At 35.4% G+C, this 20,072-nt stretch carries 18 protein-coding genes, 1 pseudogene and 1 riboswitch; of the genes and pseudogenes, 10 read left to right on the top strand and 9 right to left on the bottom strand.

Going from position 1 to position 20,072, the window contains the following annotated elements; genetic code table 11:
* The first annotated feature begins 239 nt into the window (after positions 1–239).
* Positions 240–2,306, top strand: a complete 2,067-nt coding sequence (locus MHH59_RS23830) for an LTA synthase family protein (RefSeq protein WP_340852500.1) — start codon at positions 240–242, stop codon at positions 2,304–2,306.
* Positions 2,307–2,458: 152 nt separating this feature from the next.
* Entirely contained in the window at positions 2,459–2,743 is a 285-nt protein-coding gene (locus tag MHH59_RS23825; RefSeq protein WP_307838750.1) for an ABC transporter permease subunit, read from the top strand.
* Between the two features lie 49 nt (positions 2,744–2,792).
* Here MHH59_RS23825 and MHH59_RS23820 read toward each other — a convergent pair whose 3' ends face one another.
* Positions 2,793–3,602, bottom strand: a complete 810-nt coding sequence (locus tag MHH59_RS23820; protein WP_003193650.1) for an alpha/beta fold hydrolase — start codon at positions 3,600–3,602, stop codon at positions 2,793–2,795.
* 21 nt (positions 3,603–3,623) lie between these two features.
* Positions 3,624–5,651 (bottom strand): catalase, encoded by a 2,028-nt coding sequence (locus MHH59_RS23815; RefSeq protein ID WP_340852496.1) that lies wholly within the window; start codon positions 5,649–5,651, stop codon positions 3,624–3,626.
* A gap of 172 nt (positions 5,652–5,823) precedes the next feature.
* Here MHH59_RS23815 and MHH59_RS23810 point away from each other — a divergent pair, with 172 nt between their 5' ends.
* Both MHH59_RS23810 and MHH59_RS23805 read left to right on the top strand, forming a co-directional pair.
* Complete coding sequence (locus MHH59_RS23810; RefSeq protein WP_078177756.1) at positions 5,824–7,053, top strand: ATP-binding protein; 1,230 nt, start codon at positions 5,824–5,826, stop codon at positions 7,051–7,053.
* Positions 7,054–7,078: 25 nt separating this feature from the next.
* On the top strand, positions 7,079–8,296 hold the full coding sequence (locus tag MHH59_RS23805) for an ATP-binding protein (protein ID WP_002143485.1): 1,218 nt from the start codon (positions 7,079–7,081) through the stop codon (positions 8,294–8,296).
* A 258-nt stretch (positions 8,297–8,554) separates the two neighbouring features.
* Here the strand turns inward: MHH59_RS23805 and MHH59_RS23800 are convergent, their stop codons facing one another.
* A complete protein-coding gene (locus tag MHH59_RS23800; RefSeq protein WP_098632331.1) occupies positions 8,555–9,544 on the bottom strand; it encodes a collagen-like triple helix repeat-containing protein in 990 nt (329 codons plus the stop codon).
* Between the two features lie 137 nt (positions 9,545–9,681).
* Positions 9,682–9,894 (bottom strand): annotated as a pseudogene (locus MHH59_RS23795) (Nif3-like dinuclear metal center hexameric protein); the annotation flags it as partial.
* A gap of 455 nt (positions 9,895–10,349) precedes the next feature.
* On the opposite strand from MHH59_RS23795, the gene MHH59_RS23790 reads away from it, so the two are divergent.
* Positions 10,350–10,673 carry an iron-sulfur cluster biosynthesis family protein gene (locus MHH59_RS23790; RefSeq protein WP_340852494.1) on the top strand — a complete coding sequence of 108 codons (324 nt, stop codon included), beginning with the start codon at positions 10,350–10,352 and terminating at the stop codon, positions 10,671–10,673.
* Positions 10,674–10,786: 113 nt separating this feature from the next.
* Positions 10,787–11,692 (top strand): DMT family transporter, encoded by a 906-nt coding sequence (locus MHH59_RS23785; protein WP_002129544.1) that lies wholly within the window; start codon positions 10,787–10,789, stop codon positions 11,690–11,692.
* A 28-nt stretch (positions 11,693–11,720) separates the two neighbouring features.
* Here the strand turns inward: MHH59_RS23785 and MHH59_RS23780 are convergent, their stop codons facing one another.
* On the bottom strand, positions 11,721–11,942 hold the full coding sequence (locus MHH59_RS23780; protein ID WP_002015710.1) for a hypothetical protein: 222 nt from the start codon (positions 11,940–11,942) through the stop codon (positions 11,721–11,723).
* Between the two features lie 289 nt (positions 11,943–12,231).
* Here MHH59_RS23780 and MHH59_RS23775 point away from each other — a divergent pair, with 289 nt between their 5' ends.
* Positions 12,232–12,615 carry an ATP synthase subunit I gene (locus tag MHH59_RS23775; RefSeq protein WP_002089121.1) on the top strand — a complete coding sequence of 128 codons (384 nt, stop codon included), beginning with the start codon at positions 12,232–12,234 and terminating at the stop codon, positions 12,613–12,615.
* 944 nt (positions 12,616–13,559) lie between these two features.
* On the opposite strand, the gene pckA is transcribed toward MHH59_RS23775, so the two are convergent.
* The gene (gene pckA / locus MHH59_RS23770; RefSeq protein ID WP_002089118.1) at positions 13,560–15,146 is read right to left on the bottom strand and encodes a phosphoenolpyruvate carboxykinase (ATP); all 1,587 of its coding nucleotides are present in this window, start codon (positions 15,144–15,146) and stop codon (positions 13,560–13,562) included.
* A 228-nt stretch (positions 15,147–15,374) separates the two neighbouring features.
* Positions 15,375–15,496, top strand: a riboswitch (SAM riboswitch).
* Between the two features lie 169 nt (positions 15,497–15,665).
* On the opposite strand from pckA, the gene metK reads away from it, so the two are divergent.
* Positions 15,666–16,865: a methionine adenosyltransferase gene (gene metK / locus MHH59_RS23765; protein ID WP_002129540.1), complete on the top strand. Its 1,200-nt coding sequence runs from the start codon at positions 15,666–15,668 to the stop codon at positions 16,863–16,865.
* 150 nt (positions 16,866–17,015) lie between these two features.
* On the opposite strand, the gene MHH59_RS23760 is transcribed toward metK, so the two are convergent.
* Both MHH59_RS23760 and MHH59_RS23755 read right to left on the bottom strand, forming a co-directional pair.
* On the bottom strand, positions 17,016–17,198 hold the full coding sequence (locus MHH59_RS23760) for a hypothetical protein (RefSeq protein WP_002067721.1): 183 nt from the start codon (positions 17,196–17,198) through the stop codon (positions 17,016–17,018).
* A 6-nt stretch (positions 17,199–17,204) separates the two neighbouring features.
* Positions 17,205–17,384 (bottom strand): hypothetical protein, encoded by a 180-nt coding sequence (locus MHH59_RS23755; protein WP_002034406.1) that lies wholly within the window; start codon positions 17,382–17,384, stop codon positions 17,205–17,207.
* A 238-nt stretch (positions 17,385–17,622) separates the two neighbouring features.
* Between MHH59_RS23755 and MHH59_RS23750 the strand changes: the two genes are divergently transcribed.
* Both MHH59_RS23750 and MHH59_RS23745 read left to right on the top strand, forming a co-directional pair.
* The gene (locus MHH59_RS23750; protein WP_002034407.1) at positions 17,623–18,132 is read left to right on the top strand and encodes a MogA/MoaB family molybdenum cofactor biosynthesis protein; all 510 of its coding nucleotides are present in this window, start codon (positions 17,623–17,625) and stop codon (positions 18,130–18,132) included.
* Entirely contained in the window at positions 18,129–18,731 is a 603-nt protein-coding gene (locus MHH59_RS23745; RefSeq protein WP_002167518.1) for a molybdenum cofactor guanylyltransferase, read from the top strand. Before MHH59_RS23750 ends, MHH59_RS23745 begins: the two co-directional genes overlap by 4 nt.
* 218 nt (positions 18,732–18,949) lie before the next feature.
* Here MHH59_RS23745 and MHH59_RS23740 read toward each other — a convergent pair whose 3' ends face one another.
* Positions 18,950–20,062 (bottom strand): RNA-guided endonuclease TnpB family protein, encoded by a 1,113-nt coding sequence (locus MHH59_RS23740; RefSeq protein WP_201053220.1) that lies wholly within the window; start codon positions 20,060–20,062, stop codon positions 18,950–18,952.
* Between the last annotated feature and the right edge of the window lie 10 nt (positions 20,063–20,072).

The raw sequence follows: 20,072 nt of genomic DNA, 5'->3' as shown, positions 1-20,072 counted from the left end.
TATTAGTATTAAGGTTTTCCAAAACATAGTTATTATATCATAAAGTGGAATGAAGGAATTTAGTTTTTTAAGAATGAATAGTTGGCATTCCAAAAATTAACTGTTGATTAAGGGAGAATTAAGAAACTACAGTTATAGTAGAATCCAGTGTGAAGACGAAATGCATGAAGTATGTTATCTTAATAGAAACTGTTTTTACGGTGCGGGGTGAAATTAATAAACAGAAAAGAGGGAGTGAATTGAGGGATAATTATTCATTTCATCAGCCAAGAAGAAGTATATTAATTTCAGCGGTTTTAAGTGGTTTAGTAACCTTATATGTTGTACCCACACTTTTCTTGATTTTAAAATATTTTAGTTTAGATGCGATGAAAGATATGTTAAATCAAAAAATTGTTTTAAGTATAATGACAATTTTGATGTGGGTTGCACTACTATATGTTGCGTATTTAAATAAAGGTATAGTTAATAAATTTAAACCGATTATTCGGATTTATATTAGAATGTTTTTAGTAGCTCATGCGGTTACTTTTCTTTTTATTTTTATGCAAAATAATATGAATCTCGTAAATACACTGAATTGGATTTACAATTATAACGCACAGTTTATATTTAGTTTAATTGTAATTTATGCAATATATGTTTTGGTGTACAACGTACTTGGAAAAGTTTTTTTGAGTACTATTTTGACAAGCATTTTGCTAATCATTTTGGCTATTGTAAATCACTTCAAAATTGTTTTTAGGGGAGACCCACTATATCCTTCTGATTTTACACAGATTGGACATATGCAATCTGTTATACCGATGGTGATGGAATATTTTAGTTGGAGTTATATTTTTGTCGTTATCGTAAGTATTGTAGCTTGTATTATAGCGGGGATATATATTAGAAAATATATTCAAAGTGTAAAGATTCATCCAGGAGTAAGAGCCTTATTAGTAGTAGGATCCGTTTTTATTTTATATGTGTATGGTAATTTTACGAATACGTTTATGAATAAATGGTTTCAAAAGTCGGGTATAGAGTTCGTTTTGTGGAATCAAAATGAAAATTATGCTTCGAATGGTTTTGTGCTAGGCTTTATAAGTAATTTAGATACGACAGTCATTGAAAAGCCGAAAGATTATTCAAAAGAAAATATGCTTCAAATAGCAAACGATATAAAGAAACAATATAGTAGCAATATAGGGGCGCAGAAGCAAAAAGAGAAACCGAATATTATTTTTGTAATGAGTGAATCGTTTTGGGATCCAACGAAGTTAACGAACCTGTCCTTTAGTGAAGATCCTTTACCTAATTTGCATCATTATATAGAAAGTTTTCCTGGTGGACAAACTATTTCTCCTGCATTTGGAGGAAATACTGCAAACGTTGAATTTGAGGCATTAACGAGTTATTCAATGAGTTTGTTAAAACCAGGCTCTATACCATATCAGCAAGTCGTTACAAATAAGAAAGAAATTCCATCAATTCCTCGAGCATTGAAAAAAGAAGGGTATTATACAAGTGCAATTCATTCGTTCGGTCGCTCATTCTTTAAACGGGATGATGTATATAAAGTGTTAGGATTTGATAAGTTTAATGCACAAGATACGATGGAAAATGTAGAAGTTGATGGAGATTATATTAGCGATCTATCTATGAGTAAAGAGATAATAGCTGAATTAGAGAAGCAAAAGAAACCTACGTTTGTTCATGCAGTTACGATGCAAAATCATTTTCCATTTACAGAAGGAAGATTTGGTGAAAATCAAATAGAGATTAGTGGATTAGAAAATGAAGAGTCGAAGGCTGAATTAGAGACTTATACAGAAGGGTTAAGACGTTCAGATGAAGCTCTTCAATATTTAATAGAGGAGCTAGATAATTTAGATAGACCTACATTATTAGTATTCTTTGGGGACCATCTCCCATCACTAGGAACAAATAAATCTCTTTATAAAGAGACTGGTTATATAACAAATGAAAAAACGCCAAGTGAACGATTAGCGATGGCACAAACGCCGTTATTAATGTATGCAAATTTTGATATGCCAAATGACAATTTAGGTTTAGTAAGTCCAATCTATTTTTCAAATCTTGTCTTTGATTATGCTGGATTAAATAAGGTACCGTTCTATCAATTTTTATCGAAGTTATATGAAGAAATTCCCGTACTTCGTGATGAATTGAAGATAGGAAAAGACGGAGAAGCAATAAAAATTTTAACAGAAAAACAAAAAGAAATGTTAAAGCAATATGAGTTTATTCAATATGACTTACTCATCGGAAAGCAATATAGTAAGGATATATTATTTAAATAGGCGACAAAAAAGAACTTGTATACGATACAAGTTCTTTTTTCATAGTATTTAACGGGATAACCAGACAAGCTAGGTTTAGGGAGTATTACTTGTACATTTAGTATAAATTAAAATAGAGTCGTTTTAATAATTGATTTGTGAGAAGTATGTGAATTTTTCATCTAGTATATAATTGGACAATTTGTTTAATTTTAATAGAATCAGTTCCAGATTTGTTATTAATTTTTAGTTTGCAATTATTTGTTGTATGGATTTATAAACAAACAGGATTTCGAGTTGTTAGTATTTATGCGTTTAACGATGAGCGTGTTTATTTTTTATCTATTCTTTGTATGACTATTGTTCCAACTCTTCATTTTTTCCGCATTATCGTTTTGTTTTTAATGGAAGAGAAGAATAAGTCATATGTGGAATTTGCTCGTGCAAAAGGTAGTTAAGAAAAAAGAATTTGCCGTAAGGGCAAATTCTTTTTTTACTGTAAAGGAACTATGAATTTAAAAATTTTATCAGTTCCTTATTTAATTCATCCGCTTGATCGATTGGAGAGCCGTGGCCACTATTTGTAAGAGGATATAGTTCAGAGTTTTTAATTCGCTCTTTTGTTAGCTCAGCACTTTTATAAGGGATGAGTTGGTCGTGAACACCGTGGAATATTTTTGTTGGGACGTTAATTTTACTTAAGTCTTTCGTTACGTCTTCGTTTGCAGCAGCTTGCAAAATTTTGATGAGAGCATAAGAAGCGGACTGCATACCGAGATAAGAAAACCATTCTAACGTGGCAGCTCCTAAGTTTCTATTAAAAAATGATAAAGATACATCACTTAGAAACTTAGGTAAATTTACATACATTTGAGCAATCAGAGCATCTGCTTGTTCTTTCGGTACGCCGTAAGGGGATTCTTGGTTTTTCACGAAAGAAGGAGAGACAGCATCCACTAATGCAAGTTTGGAAATACGACGCCCATTATATCGTGACATATACCGAATAGAGAGAGCGCCACCGACTGAGAAGCCGACTAACGTAGCATTTTCTATTTGAAGTGCATCTAATACAATTGCGATATCATTAGCTAAACGATCATAAGTGTAACCAGTCCATGGTTTATCAGACTGTCCGTTTCCTCGTATATCCATGGCGATGCAGCGGAAACCATGTTGTGGTAAGATATTAAATTGATATTGGTACATTTGATGATTTAAAGGCCAGCCATGAACGAAGAAGACAGGTTTACTTCCAGGGCCTGGGTTAATATCCTCAACAAAAATGTGTACATCTTTTTCCACTGTAACGAACATGATGTATCCTCCTCATGCATTTTAGTAGGCTCTCTCCCAAAATCGCTGTTTTGTCATTGCCTGAATAAATTCATTCGCAAGTAAGATAGGATTTTGTTCTGTTATAACGCCAGGTTTTCCTTCAATGTTTAAAGATTGAACAATAGTAGTTCCATTTTGGAAAGCGCCAATTGGCTTAAAGTGATTATACGATTCTACGACGAATGAACTTGCCTTGTTAAGAAAATGATCATTAATATTTCCGCCAATAAGAAGTAGCCCATCATAAAGAAGTGGTGATCCTGTTAAGAAAGTATCATTCACTTCCCACTGTCCATTTTGAGAGCCTTGCACAAAACCTAATCGTTCGGAAATAATAACGGGCTGAAGACCGGCTTGTTTGAATTGATTTATAATATATTGTGCGTTTTGACCGTCATATCCGTTTGCGACAATGACGCCTACTCGTAATGTATTTGGGCTGAATGTTGTATGTTCCATACTTAGTGCTGGTGAGGATTTTGTAACATTTGATTCTTGAACATTTGGCACTGTTGCCCCGACTGCTTCAGCTACTAAAGTAGCTAATTCTGTACTTATATGACCAATCATACCTACGACTTGTTGGCGAACTGATTTACTTTTTACTTTTCCTAATTCAAAGGAAAAGGCCTGCATAATATGGATTTTTTCGACGTGGCTCATACTATTCCAAAATAAACGGGCTTGTGAGAAATGGTCTTTAAAACTAGCGGCTGTTTCTCTTGTTTTATGTCCAGAAACAGTAGAAGGATATGTAACGAAACCGCCTTTCGTACCAGGTACAGTAAAGGGAGAGTTATTAGCTAAAGAGTTATTATGGTAAGCGACTTTTCCTTTATCAATTATATATTTAGACGCACCATCTCTTTGATTATTATGAAAAGGACATACCGGACGATTAATCGGTAACTCTTGATAGTTTGTACCGACGCGTGCTAATTGTGTATCTGTATAAGAAAAGAGTCTACCTTGTAAGAGAGGATCATTTGTAAAATCGATACCGCGGACGATGCTTCCAGGGTGCAGTGCGACTTGTTCTGTTTCCGCAAATACGTTATCAACGTTTCGGTTTAACGTCATTTTTCCGATGATCTTAACAGGGAAGTCTTCTTCCGGCCAAATTTTTGTTGCATCTAATATATCGAAATCGTATTTAAATTCATTCTCTTCTTCTAAAATTTGAACGCCAAGTTCGTACTCAGGGTAGTTTCCGGCATTAATATTTTCCCATAAATCACGGCGATGATAATCTGGATCAGCGCCGCCTAGTTTTTGAGCTTCATCCCAAATTAACGAGTGAACGCCAAGCTTTGGCTTCCAGTGGAATTTTACGAATCGTGACTTCCCATGTTTATTAACTAAACGAAATGTATGAACGCCGAACCCTTGCATCATTCGAAAACTTCTCGGAATTGTGCGATCCGACATAATCCACATCATCATCGCAGCTGATTCTTGATTATTGGCGATAAAGTCCCAAAAAGTATCGTGTGCTGTTTGTCCTTGGGGAATCTCATTATGTGGCTCTGGTTTAAGAGCATGAATAAGATCCGGAAATTTAATACCATCTTGAATGAAAAAAATCGGAATGTTATTACCCACTAAATCGAAATTTCCTTCCTCTGTATAAAACTTAACAGCGAATCCTCGTACATCTCGGTTCGTTTCATTTGCACCTTTTGATCCAGCAACTTCAGAAAAACGAATAAAAATAGGTGTCTTTTTAGATGGGTCTTGTAAAAAATGAGCCATTGTTAAGTCTTCTAAAGAATCATATAGCTCAAAAACACCATGTGCTCCGTAACCGCGGGCATGAACGACTCTTTCAGGAATTCGTTCACGGTCAAAATGAGCGAGTTTTTCTCGCATCAGGAAATCTTCTAAAAGTGTAGGACCACGATCGCCGGCGGTTAAAGAGTTTTCATCATTTGAAATTTTGACACCCGTATTCGTTGTCATCTCTTTTCCTTCATTGTTTTTCGTAAAGGATTGTAACTGTTCTATCTTCTTATTTTCACGACCGTCCATATAAAGCACCTCCCATATTATACGTATTATTGTTCATGGTTTTTATGCTTACATATGGTATGGGGAAGTATATTATCTATGGATTGATTTTCCTCATTTGTTCAATTTATCTTTGTTTGTCTATGAAAATCATTTATTATAATAAATGGTATTCTTTTGAAGGGGTGTTGAAGTGGAAGAGAGTTTTCTATCAGCTAAAGAAGAAAAGAAAAACGCTAAGATTTTCTTATGGGTAATACATGTTATTTTAATTGTATACGAGGTTGCATACGCGATTATATTAGAAGATACAATGCCTTTAGCAAATTGGCATAAAGGGATATGGAAGCTTGCATATATTATGGCTATATTAGGTATTAGTGTTTACTTATTTGAGAGAGAAAAAGCATATTTAGTTAAATATACATATTTATTTGCATACATGATCGCAGAGACTTTTAATATTGGATGGTATGCTTTTCATAATACAATAGCATTTGATGAAGGGAATGTAATTGAATATATTTTCATTTTCTTCGTACCGATCTTTTTGAGTAAAAGATATTTATTTGTCTTAGCGCCATTCCTTATAGGGAAATATATGATATACCTATTTGTATTTGGAGAACTTAACCTGTTTATGTCTCTTGTTATAAATATGGTGTTACTTTTCGTGTCATTTATTATTTTAAATCGATTTTTACAATATCTTTCAGCAGTAAAGGGACGTATTGCAGAGGCAAGTCAGTCACAAAAATTGGCGGTTATCGGAAAAATGGCAGCGACAGTCGGACATGAAATTAAAAACCCACTTGCTTCATTAAAAGGGTTTACGCAATTACAAAAAGAGAAACACGAAAAAGATGCAACATATGAACAAATGATTCTCGAAATCGAAAATATGAATAATATGATTAGTGAATTAATGGAGGTTGCTGCATGTAAACCTTCTGTTTATGAAAAACACATTGTAAGTGATGTTTTAGTACAAGCGGTAGAAAACATGCGCGGAAAAATGAACGAGTTAAATATAAATTGTACCTTTAATGAAGAGAAAAATAGAAGCGAAATTGAATGTGATAAACGCAAATTAAAAGGAGTATTTTTGTATGTTATTAAAAATGCTTTAGAGGCAATGGAACATGGCGGAACATTAAAAATACAAGTTGAAAATAAAAAAAGAGATTATGTAATAGTAAGTATAGTAGATAGTGGTTTTGGGATAAAAAAGGATAATTTAGGACGAGTTAAGGATGCTTTTTATACAACGAAGCAAGATAGAATTGGATTAGGTCTTACGGTAGCAGAGCGAATTGTGACAGATCATCTTGGAGAATTACACATTTCTAGTGAAGTAAAGAAAGGAACGAGAGTAGAAATACTGCTCCCGAAAAAATGTGAGCGCAATGTGACACAAGATTAAGAGGTGTTGTTAAAGGAGTTATCATATGGAAAAAGGAAATATATTTGAAAAAGAAGAGATAAAGGCATTAATAATATTTTTAAGCTTATTCTTCGTTATATTTTTTGCGTATGATTTTGCTGAAAAAGCTATTGTCCTTTTATCAGATAAAAATCAAAAACTAGCAGATGCTTTTGGAGAAGGATTAGGTTTATGGCTATATAGTTTTATGGTTGGATTATTCTTTATAGGACTTTATTTTATGAAATGGAAAAAGCCGTATATTGTGAAGTATATTATTTTAATTGGCTATAATATATTGGATTTTATTAATAACTTCATTATTTATTACGGAAGTGATGCGGAATTTGATGGCGGGAATATAGTAGAAGGATTCTTTATTTTATTTGCACCAATATTTGTGAATAAGAGGTACTTTTGGTTAGTTGCGGGAACTATTGTTGGAAAATATGCACTTATGGGATTCGTTGTTCAATCCTTTATTGTTCTTATCCCAATAGCATTATATAGCGTGTTTGTTATTATATGTTGGATTATATTTTTAAGATTCCAATCTTACGTTCGTACACTTGAAATGATGGATAAAGAAATACGAAATGTAGAGAAATTAGCAATGGTTGGAAAAATGGCGACAGTAATTGGCGATAAGATTAGAAGACCGTTAGAAAAATTGAAAAAACTTGTGAATAAGCAAGCGAAAAAATATCCAGAAGATAAAATTTATAGTGAAATTATGAGACAGGAAGTAGAGCGAATTCATACAATTGCTACAGAACTAAATGGGTTTGAGAAATCTAAATCGGTAGAATCCGAAACGTATAATATTAAAGAAATCATCTCTTATGTTATCAGGGTTATGGAAAAGCCAGCTTTAGAACAAGGAATAAAAATGCATGCTATTTATAGTAAAGATATACCATCAATTACATGTGAGGAAAAACGATTGAAACAAGTATTTTTTAATTTAATAAAAAATGCGATTGAAGCAATGTCAGTTGGCGGAACTATTACTGTAAAAGTTATAGTGGAAGATGTGATCATTGTTCAAATTATAGATGAGGGATGCGGCATTCCGAAAGATAAAATTCCGAAGCTAAATGAAGCTTTTTACACAACGAAAGAAACTGGAACAGGCTTAGGATTAGTAGTTACGGAAAAAATTATTAAAGATCACCACGGTAAATTGAACTTTGAAAGTGAAGTTGGAGTTGGAACGACTGTTGAGATTATGTTGCCGATTTAATTATAGTGGGATATTTTAAAAAGGGGAAATCACTTTCTTTAGAGTGATTTCCCTTTTCAGTGTGGAAGGAAGTACGGAATTTTAATAAACGGGATGTTTACAACATTGACAAACTGTACAAATTCACAATCCAAAATATGGGTGTTTTAAAGCGAGAGTATATAATAAATTTGTCTGTTATTTGTTTTAATTTATTTGCAATTTTTTTGGCCTCGGCATCGAGGTCCTTTTTGTAAATGAATGATTTGTAAGTGTGGATTATATATCAGTGATTAGAAAAATAGAATATACAGAACTTGCCGTAATCCCGGGGGTAATATAAAGAGATATCGCATCCCCCCTCGAAAACAGGTTTCCGGTTGTAATACTAGTCCAAGTTACAGTGGCAGGTCCAGGTGCTGGAGTAGGGTTATACACTTGAGGTTGTCTAGAGCCAATATCCGTAGGTTTAATTGAAAATGTCATAGTTCCCGTAATTTTATCTGTAGTAGTTAAAGTAATAGTAGATAGGATGTAACTAGAGGTCGGGGCAGAGAGGTTTGTTGGGACATTCCTGCAAATATCAATCGTATAAACAGCAGCGGGTAAGTTATTAATATTTATAGATGTAGCAAAACCAACTATATTTCCAGCTCCAGCAGTTACATATGGAATAACGTTAGAATCAATTCCTGGAGAACCTGCTATACGTTGAAACCCAGCATTCGTCCCTTGAAAAACAATACTTTTCGCTGTTGAACTACCAGCAGGTCCAGTAGTCCCGGTAGAACCAGTGGCACCAATAGTTCCGGTAGCTCCGGTAGAACCAGTGACTCCAGTAGAACCAGTGACTCCGGTAGAACCAGTGACTCCAGTAGTTCCGGTAGAACCAGTAGTTCCGGTAGCTCCGGTAGAACCGGTAGAACCAGTAGTTCCGGTAGAACCGGTAGAACCAGTAGAACCAGTAGATCCGGTAGGACCACCTTCTACCAATACGATATAATCTTGAGACACATTCGGAAATCCTTGAGGTGCATCTTTTTTTACAACATAGCCGCTACTCGTGTAAGTGACAACTTGTCCCTTTTTATAGTTAGGAGCGGCTGCTAGACTAAAAGCGGTAGTACTTTGCAAACCGGCCCCGGTAGGCCCGGCATTGCCAGTAGGTCCAGTAGCACCAGTGGGTCCAGTAGCACCAGTGGGTCCAGTACTGCCGATAGAACCGCTGTTGCGTCTACCGTCACAACTAAAGCAATTGCGTTGGTACATATATTATCTCCTTTCTATATTTTTGAAAATCTAGTTTTAAAAGTAGAACTACTATATATATATTGTAGATTCTATATTTTGTGTGGTGGATCGTATTGTGTATATAGATTTTAAAAATAGGGGAGGTGTTATTAGTTTTATAACCACCAGGTCTCCTGCGGAATCAACTACATCAAAATTCTCTTTAAACCAATCATACATCAATGTCTCTTTCACTAAATATTCAGAGGCAGAGTGTGACAAACCGATGAGTGACATATTTGTTTCTTCGCATAATCCATAATGAGTGAGTATTTATGCCTACCATAATCATTGTCGATATGGCAATGGATTTCTCCTGTAATAAATGATTAAGTTATTGTTCTATTTCTTTTAAGGCTGGCATATTTGATAATCCTCCTTAAGATAGTTCTTACTTTGTTAGTTGTTTTTGTTTTTTATGGAAAAATAAGAAGCGGATAGGAAACAAATAAAACCTAGAATCCAGCCAATAGAAGGAGAATAGGGAAGTATATGTTGTAATACCATTCCGCTAGAAATAAAAAAGCTACCTAATAGACCTAAGAAAATGAGATATCGTTGTAGTTTGAACATCAGTGATACAACCTCCTTTATCACGCATTAACTACCCGTAAAAGCCTGATTGGCGAGGGCTAATAATCAGAAGGGGATGGATACCTCCCTGATTAAAGTTTCACTTTATCACATATATTTTATAGTAGTCTTAATTTTCCGCATATAAAATTCAAGAAAAATGGTGGTACAATATATAAATGATACGAGAAGAGAGGATGTAGGTTAACACATGTACGTTACTGTAACAGAGGCAGCATATAAAAAGATTATGGATACGATTCCAAGTGAAACGAAATATATAAAGTTATTTTATGATAATGAAGGTTGCGGTTGTGTTATGAGCGGGATTATTGATTTAGTAGCCGTTTCAGAGAAAGATGAGCGCGATGTAGATATCGAATCAAGCGTACTAAACTTTATTGCAGATCGCACAAAGCTTGTATTTATGGATGATAAATTAACAGTTGATTGGCATGAAGTTGGAGGAAATTTCCAGCTGAAGAGCCCAAGCCAGTTTTATAATCCGAATATGAAGTTACATGTTCGAGTATAATGAAGAGAGAAGGAGTATATAATATGCTCCTTTTTCTTATGGATTTTTTCACATAATGAAATGTACATATAGTTGAATTTTCTGTATAATTCTCTTTGCGGAGGGGGTTGCGCATGAAAAGATGGGGAATTGAGTTATCAATTTTAAGTGTCGTTATTATTTGGGGGATTAACTATACGATTGCGAAATATGGACTTTTAGAATTTACAGCAATTGAGTTTACTGCAGTTCGAATGATGACAGCAGCACCACTACTGTTATTACTTACGTTCTTTATCGAAAAGTCACTTTATATGGAGCGAAAAGATATACCAAGATTAATCATCGTTAGCGTTGTAGGTATTGTACTGTATCAAACGTTATTTATGGAAACTGTAAAATACACATCCGCTACAAATGCTTCTTTACTCATATCTATTTCACCTATTTTTACAACTTTATTTGCGATTTTCTTGAAACAAGAAAAATTTTCTTCTCGAAAGTTAGTTGGTTCCATGATTGCCTTTATTGGTGCTACATTAGTTTTAGTAGCGGGGCATTCACTCGCTAGTTCTTTCTACGGAAATGGGATTGGACTTATTACATCAATATGTTGGGGACTTTATCCCGTTTTAGCAGGGCCGCTTATTAAAAAATACTCAGCATTACGTGTTACTGCATGGTCGACATTAGTTGGAGCGATTCCGCTCTTATTGTTAAGTGGTCCACATGTATTTGTCATGCCATTTCACATTACACACGGAATGACATTGTTTGCTTTACTATATTCTATTTTCTTTGTAACAGTATTCGGTTTAGTCATGTGGTATGTAGGTGTTCAAAAAATTGGTGCGTCACATACGATGGTATATATGTATATTACGCCGCTTGTAGCTGTTTTATTTGCAGCTGTATGGGCAAATGAATATGTATCGTTTCAACAAATAATTGGTGGAATCATCATTTTCTTCGGTCTATGGTTTGTGAAATCAGAGAAAGTAGAAGCTAATTCTATCGTGCAAGAACCTATATCAAAATAGGAAAACAGATCACCTATGATCTGCTTTCCTATTTTTTTATTTTTGGTAAAAATACGAGGAATAAAATGGCAGTAATAAGTGGGATTAAATTAAGAAAAGGAATGCGGAAGAGTGTAATTAGAATAATTCCTGGAAGAAGAACACCGAGGACAGCATAGAAAATACTATGTTTTTTCATGTACCAATATAATGAAAGTCCAATAAGTGCAGGAACAATGAGATGAATGAGAGCCATTAAAAAATAAATCATTAGACGCCCCCTTTATTTATGTGCTTATTACATCATATCCGTATGTTCATAGATTGATATCAATTTTTTCATAATTGGACGAAAATGTTTTGAAAAACGTCACATTTACGAGGGATTCTATATTAGAAATCTTGTATAATATTATTTCCTAAAAGCATTTAAAAAACATAAACATACTGTTTATGTTTTTTAAATTTAAGTGAAATGAATTTTTAGTAGTATGGACTCGAAAGAAATGAGTTATATAGCTTTGGTTGGATAGATAAAAACTATTGAAGGGGAGTACAACATGATTAGTATGTCATTAAGGTCGTTTAAAATTCAATCGTATTATCTACTAGGTATTCTGTTATTAGGCTGGATGTTAACACCGTTTTCAGCACATTTTCTAGGTGCAGGAATTGGACTTATTGTAAGCATGTATTGTGTTTGGATTTTAGGAAGGCGTATCGAAAAGCTTGGAGATAGTATAGTAAAGAAGACGAAAGCGCCGACGCTTGGTATGTTTAATCGCTTTGCAGCTGCAATTTTGGGTGCTATTATCATGTACGAAATTGAGCATCATATGGTAATGTGGGCATTTGCAGTAGGTATTCTGGGTGGTTATTTCTTAATCGTTATTAATTTAGGGTATTATAGTATGAAGGATGAGGAAGAATTAACGAAGGGCTGAAAAAGATAAAAAGATGAAAAGCCTCTTTTTAGATGGAATAGAGGATCCAGCGGTGGATAGAAGCGGTCAGAGCCTTTTTTAGCCCCATGCGGTGTGAAACCAGAAGGAGCAAGTGAGCAAGTGAGCGAGAGATCTCTTTATATTTTCAAAGCCTTGATTTGTATGTGTGAAAATCCGAGTAAATCAATTGAAAATTAGGTTTGGAACTTTTTTAGATGGAATAGAGGATTCGGCGGGGGATAGAAGCGGTCAGAGCCTTTTTTAGCCCCATGCGGTGTGAAACCAGAAGGATGTAGTGAGTGGGAAAATAGTTTATATGTTCGAAGCCGGGATTTATATATATGAAAATCTGGTTATTTAAATTGAAAATTGGCTTACTCTGGAATAAGGGATCCGGCGATGGATAGTACAACAGGAAGCGTAACTTTGTATAAAATATAGGTTTCCGCTTCCAATAAGTTAATATGAAATCACTTAGTAGTATGACTCTTAGGTTCTTTAAAAAAGTTGGATACAATACAACAAACTATTCCGGTAATTAGAATAATGTATTTTATCGTTTCACTTGTATGCTCAAATAAATTAACGTTAAGCATTACAAGTCCCCAAAACATTTGAATCGCTCCATAACTGAATAAAATTTTTCATGGGTCTCACCCTTTCCTTTATATGTAAAATATATCATAGGAAACTACAAACGAATGATTATAAAATGAATTTTCTGTAAGTTTATGGGTATTGGTATGCAATAGATGAAGAGATTAAAGTTTCACTTTATATAAGATATAGAAAGAAGCTTACGTTTTTAACGTAAGCTTCTTTTTTATGTAAGTGTGTGTAACCGTTAAGCCGCATTGGGTTTTGTCGGTGAGTACGCGGAACTTTACGGTTACACGACACTTATTCATATGAGTAAAAGGGTTATTCCAACAGAAAATTTGTAATTAAGCGATTGGACCGCCTAAGTTAATAATAGCTTCAGAAACGCTGTCGAATTTTTTGAAGTTTTCTTTAAATTCGTTTGCAAGCTCAATTGCTTTCGCCTTGTAAGCATCTTTATCAGCCCAAGTTTGTTCAGGCATTAATACTTCATCAGGTACACCTGGAACATGACGAGGTACTTCAAGGCCAAAGATGTCGTGTTTTGCAGTTTCAGCTTTAGCAAGTTCACCGCTTAGTGCTGCTTGAATCATTGCACGAGTGTAACCTAAGTTCATACGTTTACCAACGCCGTATTCGCCACCAGTCCAGCCAGTGTTTACTAAGAATACTTTCGCATCATGTTTCTCGATTTTTTCACCAAGCATTTCAGCATAACGAGATGCATCAAGCGGTAAGAACGGTGAACCGAAGCAAGTAGAGAATGTAGCTTGCGGAGATGTAACACCGCGCTCTGTTCCTGCTAGCTTACTAGTGTAACCGCTTAAGAAATGGTACATAGCTTGCTCTTTTGATAACTTACTGATTGGAGGCAATACGCCAGATGCATCAGCAGTTAAGAAAATAATTGTATTTGGATGTCCTGCAACACTTGGCAGTACGATATTGTCAATCGCATGCATAGGGTATGCAGCACGTGTATTTTCTGTTAAAGTAGTATCGTTATAGTCAGCGATGCGTGTTTGACCATCAATGACAACGTTTTCTAAAACTGAACCAAATTTGATTGCATCGAAGATTTGTGGTTCTTTCTCATGAGAAAGGTTTACACATTTTGCATAGCAACCGCCTTCAATATTGAATACACCGTTATCAGACCAACCGTGCTCATCGTCACCGATTAATTTACGGTTTGGATCAGCAGATAATGTTGTTTTGCCTGTTCCAGATAAACCGAAGAATAGTGCTACGTCGCCTTCTTCGCCTACGTTTGAAGAGCAGTGCATAGAAAGAATGTCTTGTTCAGGTAGTAAGAAGTTCATAATAGAGAAGATTGATTTTTTCATTTCTCCAGCATATTCTGTACCACCGATTAGTACGATACGTTTTTCGAATGAAACCATAATGAATGCTTCAGAATTTGTACCGTCAATTGCTGGATCTGCTTTGAAGTTTGGTGCAGAAACAATTGTGAACTCTGATTCGTGAGTTGCTAATTCTTCTTCATTTGGACGAATAAATAATTGATGTACGAACAAATTATGCCATGCATATTCGTTAACAACTTGAATTGGTAGGCGATAGTTGCGATCAGCGCCAGCAAATCCTTTGAAGATGAATAACTCTTCTTTTTCTTTTAAGTATTCTAAAACTTTTATATATAATTTATTAAAATGTTCTTCAGAGATCGGTTGGTTCACGGCTCCCCAAGCAATTTTGTCAGCAACCGATGCTTCCTTCACAATAAATTTATCCTTAGGAGAACGTCCTGTGTATTTTCCTGTTGAAGCAGAAACGGCACCAGTAGAAGTTAATTTCCCTTCGTTTCGCATTAATACTTTTTCCACTAATTGCGGAACACTTAATTGAATCTGTGCATTGCTTCCGTTCAATAATTCATGTAAACCAATTTGGACATTCACAGTACTCATATTTATATACCATCCTTTTCATTTAATGAAATATTTCTCGTAATCCCCATCAATAGTATAACACAATTATATAAATAATGTATACTATTTATTTATTTTTGTTTGTGTGAATGTATCATTTCCCTATTAATATTTCATTCTATGGGTATTGAGAAAAACTTTCAGGAAAATGTGAATATTAATTGACAAATGAATATCATTTCTTTAGTATAGGTTGGGACGGATACTCTCTTATCCCGAGCTGGCGGAGGGACAGGCCCGATGAAGCCCAGCAACCTCATTTGTAGTGGTAAATACAGGTGAATAGGTGCTAAAACCTGTGCGAGGCTAACGGTCTCGAACGATAAGAGCAAAGGGCAAAAAGCAGTATGCAAGTAGCAAATTAAACCTTTCCTCTATGTTAAGTAGGAAAGGTTTTTCTGTATGCTTGTGTGGGAGAATAAATGTATGTCGCAGTTTGTGGCAAATTAAGGATGAGTTCCGTACAATATATACAATTACTGTAGGGAGGTTTACCACATGACAAAAAAACGTCATCTGTTCACATCTGAGTCTGTAACTGAAGGACATCCAGATAAAATTTGTGACCAAATTTCTGATTCAATTTTAGATGCGATCTTAGCAAAGGACGCAAATGCACGTGTAGCTTGTGAAACAACTGTAACAACTGGTTTAGTATTGGTAGCGGGGGAAATTACGACTTCTACTTACGTAGATATTCCAAAAATCGTTCGTGAAACAATTCAAGGCATTGGTTACACACGCGCAAAATACGGATTCGATGCAGAAACTTGTGCAGTTTTAACATCTATCGATGAGCAATCTGCTGACATCGCTATGGGTGTTGACCAAGCACTAGAAGCACGCGAAGGTCAAATGACTGACGCTGAGATTGAGGCAATTGGTGCGGGAGACCAAGGTTTAATGTTTGGCTTCGCATGTAATGAAACACAAGAATTAATGCCACTTCCAATCTCGCTTGCTCACAAATTAGCTCGTCGTTTAACTGAAGTACGTAAAGATGACACATTAACATACTTACGTCCGGATGGAAAAACGCAAGTTACAGTTGAGTATGATGAAAATGGTAAACCTGTACGTGTGGATACAATTGTAATTTCTACACAACATCATCCAGATGTTACGTGGGAAGAAATCGATCGCGATTTAAAAGAGCACGTAATTAAAGCTGTAGTTCCAGCAGAATTAATGGATGGAGAAACGAAATTCTTCATTAACCCAACTGGCCGCTTCGTAATTGGTGGACCACAAGGTGATGCTGGTTTAACAGGACGTAAAATCATCGTTGATACTTACGGTGGATACGCTCGCCATGGCGGTGGTGCATTCTCTGGTAAAGATGCAACGAAAGTTGACCGTTCTGCAGCATATGCAGCTCGTTATGTTGCGAAAAACATCGTAGCAGCTGGTCTTGCTGACAAAGCAGAAGTACAACTTGCATACGCAATTGGCGTAGCACAACCAGTATCAATTTCAGTTGATACATTAGGCACTGGTAAAGTATCTGAAGACGTATTAGTAGAACTAGTTCGTAACAACTTCGATCTTCGCCCAGCTGGTATTATTAAAATGCTAGACTTACGTCGCCCAATTTACAAACAAACAGCAGCTTACGGCCACTTCGGACGTACTGATGTAGATCTTACATGGGAACGTACAGACAAAGCAGCTACTTTAAAAGAGCAAGCTGGTCTATAATATATGAAAAAAAGCTTTGCGCTGTGTGCGCAAAGCTTTTTTTATTTGGTTTTATCCCGCATTAAAGGACAGTAAGCCTCCCACCTCAAAATTCGGCTGTAAAGCAAAAAAGTTAGGTAGGAGGCTAACTGCCCGTAAAAGCCCCACTGATTAAAGTTTCACTTTATTTACTACTTGAATGCAAGAACTACAATAAACTTCCCCGTCTAGCTCAATATACTTCTTCATATTTGTCATACCACTTGCCGGAAATGGCATATGAATCCACGCTTTTTCATACGTTTGTATTTCCTTTTCACATGATTTACAAAGGATTGGTTTCTTACGGAACATAGACGGTCAGCCTTTCAGTTGACGCGCTTTTCCTGCGCAAAAAGCACTGCTCATTAAAAATAGCGTTGCGAATATAATACTCACTAATGTAGCGTATGGAATCGCGCCTTTTAAGGAAAAGCCGACAGTGATGGAAGCAACAAATAAGAGGATGAATGTTGTTGTTAATTTTTTGTATAGTTCCATAGTGAGTGAACCTCCAAATTATTTTGTAATTTAAAATGAAATCTACTATGTAGAAAATATAAGGGGATTTAAAGAGTAGCTAATGGTGTGTAGTCCAGGCGTATAAGAAAGTATATTTTCCTTTTTGTAGTCGTATATACTTATATTGTATCACGGTGCATCATTGGCTTCATACATAATTGTGTAAAGATATGTATGATAAAATGAAGAAAAGTCTTTAAGAAAGGAAAGATGAAAAATGAGTGTAACTGAACATAAAAAACAAGCTCCAAAAGAAGTGCGCTGCAAAATCGTGACGATTTCCGATACACGTACGGAAGAGACGGATAAGAGCGGACAACTATTACATGAATTATTAAAAGAAGCAGGACATAAAGTGACCTCTTATGAAATTGTGAAAGATGATAAAGAAAGTATCCAGCAGGCTGTGTTAGCTGGTTATCATAGGGAAGATGTTGATGTCGTGCTAACGAATGGCGGAACTGGTATTACGAAACGTGATGTAACGATTGAGGCAGTGTCAGTGTTATTAGATAAAGAAATTGTTGGATTTGGTGAGTTGTTCCGTATGATAAGTTACTTAGAAGATATCGGAAGTAGTGCGATGTTAAGTAGAGCAATCGGTGGTACAATCGGGCGTAAAGTTGTCTTTTCGATGCCAGGGTCTAGCGGAGCGGTTCGTCTTGCGATGAACAAGTTAATTTTACCGGAATTAGGTCATATTACATTTGAGTTGCATCGTCAATGAGTAAGTGTGCTGGAATTGTATTAGCAGGAGGTATGTCGAGCCGATTCGGTGAGCCGAAAGCGTTAGTAGGCTGGAAAGAGAGTACTTTTATTGAGCATATTGTGAAAGTAATGGAAAGCGCTGTGCAAGAAATTGTAGTCATTAGTCATTCTGATATAAAAGAGAGAGTAGAGCAATTAGTACAAGTTCCAGTTATAGAAGATATGTCGCACTATAAAGGAAATGGGCCGCTTGCTGGAATTGTATCAGGAATGGAATATATAGAAGCAGATTGGTACGCTATTATGCCTTGTGATGCACCGAACGTTTCAAATGAATGGATTACCATTTTATTAGAGCAAACGAGCGATGAATATGATGCTGTTGTCCCTATTATTAATGGAAGAAAACAACCGTTACTTGCAGCGTATAATAACCGCGTGAAAGAAAAGATTTATGCTTTGCTTCAAGAAGAAAAAAGAAGTATGGGCCAGCTTTTATCACAATGTAATGTGAAATATATTGCTGGTGAAGATGTACAAGCGAATGTAGATTGGTTTATAAATGTGAATACGAAAGAAGAATATGTGCAGGCTCAAAAAGACCTTTCAAATGAATGAAAGGTTTTTTGATATACAGAAATTGGGGAACAATTGCTGTATAAAGGTATGTGAGTAAGTTGATTTTAAGGGGATTTCGTGAACTACCCGCCACTTAACGTCCTAAAGGAGTGTTTGAAGTGAGGGCTTCTCGGTTAATCATTACTTCTGATAGCTAACGAATTCGTCCTAAGACAGCCGAGCTAACTCCCTTGTTCCAAAGGTTATTTTATTACAATTTATGCTGACGCTAAAAGACGTATTGCTTCATTTTTGATATTGATGGCTGAGTTATAATCTCTATCGAGATTTACACAGCATATACAAGAATAGATTCGTTCAGACAATGTCAGACTTTTCACATTTCCACAGCTACTACATGTTTTTGTTGATGGAAACCATTTGTCTATTTTCACAAGTTGTTTTCCTTGTTCGTTTAGTTTATAAGTTAAGAAAGAAGTGAACATACCCCACCCATTATCAGCGACACTTTTTCCAAAATGAAGTGCTTGCGATATTCCTTTCATGTTTAGATCTTCAATAGCTACAACATCAAAATTGGCAGCTAACTTTTTAGACTCATGATGAAGAAAATTCTTACGTTGGTTAGCTACTTTCTCATGTAACGTAGCTACACGAATACGTTGTTTATTCCAACGTTCAGAACCTTTATTGCGTCTTGATAATACTCGTTGCGCCTTTGTTAATCGGTCTAACATGTTACGATAGAACTTAGGATAATTGGCTTTCTCATCCTCAGAACTGACGTATAATCCATCCATTGCAAAGTCTAATCCAACAACTGTTTCTACTTCTTTTTGTACAATCTCTTTTTCGTATTCAGTCAAGATTGACACATAGTATTTACCAGTAGGTGTCATAGAAATCGTACAAGACTTGATCATATAATCTTGTGGTATCTCTCTATGTTTTTTGATACGTACCATTTTCAGTTTTGGCAATTTGATATGACCATTAAGCAACAGAATATTACCGTTTACTACATTCGTTGTATAAGACTTTCTGTCCTTTTTACTTTTGAATGTTGGGAAGTTATTTTGACCACTAAAGAAATTCTTATATGCAGTTTGCAAGTGTAGTTGAGCATTTGCCAAAGCTAATGAATCAACTTCTTTTAACCACTCAAATTCTGCTTTATATTTCGCAGGGGTTGGAGGCTTTTGTTTCTTTAGTTGTTCCTTATCATCTTTGTATTTTTCGTACGCTTCTTTTCTCTCAGCTAACATTCTATTGTACACGAAACGTACACAACCGAAGGTTTTACGTATAAGATTTGCTTGTTCTTCTGTTGGATACAACCGGAATTTATATGCTTTATTCTGCTTTGTCATATCATTTCAC

It is taken from the genome of Bacillus sp. FSL E2-0195, from assembly GCF_038003645.1.
In the GTDB taxonomy this organism is placed as follows: Bacteria; Bacillota; Bacilli; order Bacillales; family Bacillaceae_G; genus Bacillus_A; species Bacillus_A mycoides.
The sequence above is the reverse complement of the archived record's forward strand: the minus strand, read 5'-3'. Positions and strand labels throughout refer to the sequence as shown.